This window comes from Methylobacterium sp. CCH7-A2, from assembly GCF_001557075.1.
Classification (GTDB): domain Bacteria; phylum Pseudomonadota; class Alphaproteobacteria; order Rhizobiales; family Beijerinckiaceae; genus Allobosea; species Allobosea massiliensis.
Window position 1 is genome coordinate 1 of record NZ_LSKN01000158.1, and the last position, 3,922, is coordinate 3,922.

General features: G+C 62.8%; 3 protein-coding genes. All 3 read right to left on the bottom strand.

From position 1 onward, the window contains the following. Positions 1-181: 181 nt before the first annotated feature. The 3 genes from AX750_RS12705 to AX750_RS12715 all read right to left on the bottom strand — a co-directional run bounded on the left by AX750_RS12705 (position 182) and on the right by AX750_RS12715 (position 3,768). On the bottom strand, positions 182-502 hold the full coding sequence (locus AX750_RS12705; RefSeq protein WP_067254363.1) for a MerR family transcriptional regulator: 321 nt from the start codon (positions 500-502) through the stop codon (positions 182-184). A gap of 98 nt (positions 503-600) precedes the next feature. Then, positions 601-1,662: a GGDEF domain-containing protein gene (locus tag AX750_RS12710; protein WP_067254366.1), complete on the bottom strand. Its 1,062-nt coding sequence runs from the start codon at positions 1,660-1,662 to the stop codon at positions 601-603. A gap of 9 nt (positions 1,663-1,671) precedes the next feature. Next, entirely contained in the window at positions 1,672-3,768 is a 2,097-nt protein-coding gene (locus AX750_RS12715; RefSeq protein ID WP_067254371.1) for a methyl-accepting chemotaxis protein, read from the bottom strand. Between the last annotated feature and the right edge of the window lie 154 nt (positions 3,769-3,922).

Below are 3,922 nucleotides of genomic sequence, written 5' to 3' on the forward strand. Positions count from 1 at the left end.
AAGGAAATCAACGCGACACGTATCGCTGCTTGACAAACAGAAGGGCGTCCAAGGCGAGAGCGGCCATAGCAGGGACCGCGATCGCTGACGCGGCAGATGTTCCTGACTCAAGCGCTACCTCAATTGGGAGATATGCCTTGCGTCGATGCGAAAACAAAATCTCCGGGTTTAACAATCGCCGTCATGAGTGGCTCTTTGATCGAATTTCTTCTTTGATCAATAAAGCTGCTGTTTCTAGCTCTGCCATCCTATCGTAGATGTATTGTAACTGAGCACGGAGCTTATGGACGTCGATGGCATCGTTCTCGATCTCCGAGAGCATGAAGCCCATTCGAACCCAGCGAACGACCTGCGCGACGCGAGCATGATCCTCATCATCGTACATGCGCAGAGATTTGTCGCTCGAAAATCGCTTGGACTTTATCAGCCCTCTTTGTTCGTAGTAGCGGAGAGTTCGCAGGCTCAACCCAAACTCATCAGCGATCTGGCGAATCGTGCGCATGAATATGACGTAGCGGTATCGTTCGTGATTGACTAGCTTGATGCGCTGACCAGGTCCGACTTCGTCGACCCGATGCTGCCCGTTGCATTGTTGCCGCGCTATCCATCGACGACGGGTGACTGTGGCAGCGCGTCCTGGGTTTCGGTGCGATTTCTCCCCTTGCGTTTGGCCATGAGGAGCGCGTGGTCGGCTCGGTCCGTTAGAGTTTCGGGCGTGTCCCCCGGCCTGTGAGCCGCGACGCCGAGCGAGAGGGTCACCCGGCCAAGAGATTCATTTGTCGATCGCTTGATAAGTTCCCGAGCGAGGAGCGTCTGCCGGACGGCCTCCGCGCAGTCCCAACCACCGCTCAGCGGCGTGTCGGGGAGGATGATTGCAAACTCTTCGCCACCGAACCTCGTGATCACGGCAGTCTTCGGAAACTTGTCCGTCATTGTCCGGGCGACAAGCCGCAACACCTGATCACCCGTCAGGTGGCCATGCTCGTCATTGAAGCGCTTGAAGAAATCGATGTCGGCCATGATCAGGGTCAGCGGCAGGCCAGACTTGGCGACTTGTGCGACGTAGGTCTGCAGCCTCTCTTCGAAGTGACGGCGATTGGCCAAGCCCGTGAGCGTGTCTGTCTGCGCTTCCAGACGCGTGGTGGCCAGTGCTTCCCTCAAGACGCGAATTTCGCGCGCACTGTCGCGGAGCCGGGTTTCGAGTTTTGCTTTCCGTGCCACTTCCGCCCGTGTCGAGAGAACGAGCGTCTCGACCCATGCGTGAAGCTTCGTTCGCTCCGGCGAGGACGGTCCCTGTTCCGAGATCTCACAGAGCTCCCGGTGATGGCGCTCGCTTGCATCCAACGAGGCGGTGATCGCTTCCGTCAATGTCGTCAGCTCGTGCAATATCTGACCGCTGGTGCGTTCAGCTTGATCGACGATCTGGTCGGTTCGGATGAACCGGTCGTACAGGCGATCCAACGCCGCTCCCTCGACCTTCCCTTCAGCCTCCACGACGACTTGCAGAAGATTGGCGCTCAACGCCGGCATCTCGCCGGACAGATGAGCGTACCAAACCTCGAAGGCCCTCGGATAAGACGGCGATCCGTGCAACCGCATCGCAGCGACGACCCGATCCGCCAGGCCGTCCGGTCCGACACGCTCCGCAACGACATGGGTCATGCTGCCGGCTCAGAACTCGTCCCAGCCGGAGTCGCCGGCGCGGCTGTTGGCGACCTTCCTGGCCGGGGCCGGCGCGTGGGCGGCAGCTTTGGCGAGAGCGGGCCGTGGCGCCGGGGTGCGGGCCGGCGCTTGTGCGAAGGCTGTCTCCGCGAGCTGGCGCAGCCGGGCGGGCCCGGTCGCGGTCGACATCGTGCCATGGCCGGCTGAAGCGCCCTCCGGCCCTGTCCTGAACGCGGCGACGAGGTCGTTGAGCTGTCCGATGCGGTTGGAGAGCGAGCCGGCCGAGGCCGCGCTCTGCTCGGCGAGCGCCGCGTTCTGCTGCGTCATCTCGTCGAGATGCGCGACCGCCTGGCTCATCTCGTCGATGCCGTTGGCCTGTTCGCCGGACGCCGCCGAGATGTCGGCGATGGTGGCGGCGACCTTTTTCGAGGCGGTGAGGATCTGGCTGAGCTGCTCGCCCGCCTGACGGACGAGCTTCACACCCTCGCCGACCTCGCTGTTCGAGGACGAGATCAGCGCTGAGATGTCCTTGGCCGCCTCGCTGGAGCGCTGCGCCAGCGTGCGCACCTCGGAGGCCACGACCGCGAAGCCCTTGCCGGCATCGCCGGCGCGGGCCGCTTCGACCGCAGCATTCAGCGCGAGCAGATTGGTCTGGAAGGCGATGTCGTCGATGACGCGGATGATGTCGGAGATCTTGGTCGAGGCATCCTCGATCCGCGCCATGGCATCGACCGCCTGACCGGCGATGGCACCGCCGGCCTGGGCGGCTTCCATGGCTTCGGTGGCGATCGCCGCCGCCTGGCGCGAGGCCTGGGCCGAGGCCTTCACCGACGCCGCGAGCTCTTCGGTCGTGGCGGCGGTCTCCTCCAGCGAAGAGGCCTGTTCCTCAGTGCGCTTCGACAGATCGTCGGCACCCGTATTGATCTCGCGGGCGGCGAGAAGAATGGCCTGGGACGTCGAACTGATCGCTCCGACGATTTCCTGAAGCCGCTCCGTCGTCATGTTGATCGACCGCTGGAGTTCCGCGAAGCGGCCCGCATAAGCGCCATCGACACGATGGGTGAGGTCGCCTTGCGAGATCGCTTCCATCGCCGCGGCGAATTCGCCGGTGGCCTCCTCGACGGTTTGGTTGATCGCGTTGATGCCCTCGACGAGCCGGTTTAGCCCTTGCTCCGCGACGCGCGTGGAGGCCCGGGCGGAAAAGTCGCCCTGCTCCGCACTGGCCACGATCGCCGCGACATCATCCACGACGCGCTGGGTGGAGCGGTTCTTCTCGGCGGCGCTGGACGCTTCCGATCTCATTCGTTCTTGGTCAGCCTCGGCACGCGCCTGCAGGTCGCTCCGGAAACGGTCGACCGCGCGTGCGATTTCGCCGACCTCATCCCGCCTCGCGCCTCCCTTGACCTCCGCATCGAGATGCCCCGTCGCGAGTTGCGACATGGTCTGGATCAGCTCCCGCAAGGGTCGTGACACGCTCAGGTTCAGCCACGCAGCAACGGCCATGTAGCCGAGCAGGAGCGGCACGAGCACGAGCAGCACCGCGCTCAGCAAGTCGCGGAAGGACGACTGGATGTCGGAGGTATGCAGGCCAGCCGCGACGATCCAGCCCCATTCCGGAACCCCATGGACATAGGAGATCTTCTCCGAGGCGAAATCTTCGCCAGGCTTCTTCCAGGAATAGGCGAGGAACCCGGCCCGCCCGGATTTCGCCAGTTCGACCATTTCCTGAATGATCGGACGGCCGGTGGTGTCCTTGACCCCGAGTGCCGACTGCCCCTCCAGCTTGGGCAGCAGGGGATGCATGACCATCTGCCCTTCGGTATCGAAAATGTAGATGTAGTTGCCGCCATCGAAGCGGGACGAACGTAGCATCTCTGCCAGGCGCGCCTTGACCATTTCCGGCTGCTCGGCGGCGGCCGGTGTCTGCCGCTGACCCTCAATCATGGTTACGGCCGATTCCACCAGGAAGCGGATCTCCGAACGCTTTTGCGTGATCATCGCGTCACGAGCACGCGTCAAGCTGAAGGCGACAGCACCGACAGCGATGATCCCGCTGAGAATCGCCAGCAGAGCGAAGCGGCGAGAAATAGTCAGACTTATGGACATCTGGCGCCTCAAAGACAGTTAGCAGGGTTGCGTTAGGTCACCGGCGTGTCGAAAGAGTTAACTTGATCGGCGACCCGCAACGCGTTGGCGCTGGAGCGCCACTAGGCCTCGTGGACAAAGCTTGACCTGAGACACGCGGATTGATTCAAGGCTT

Bases quoted from the DNA above. Each gene is read 5' to 3' on its own strand.
- AX750_RS12705 (WP_067254363.1), bottom strand. From the start codon at position 502: ATGCGCACGATTCGCCAGATCGCTGATGAGTTTGGGTTGAGCCTGCGA.
- AX750_RS12710 (WP_067254366.1), bottom strand. From the start codon at position 1,662: ATGACCCATGTCGTTGCGGAGCGTGTCGGACCGGACGGCCTGGCGGAT.
- AX750_RS12715 (WP_067254371.1), bottom strand. From the start codon at position 3,768: ATGTCCATAAGTCTGACTATTTCTCGCCGCTTCGCTCTGCTGGCGATT.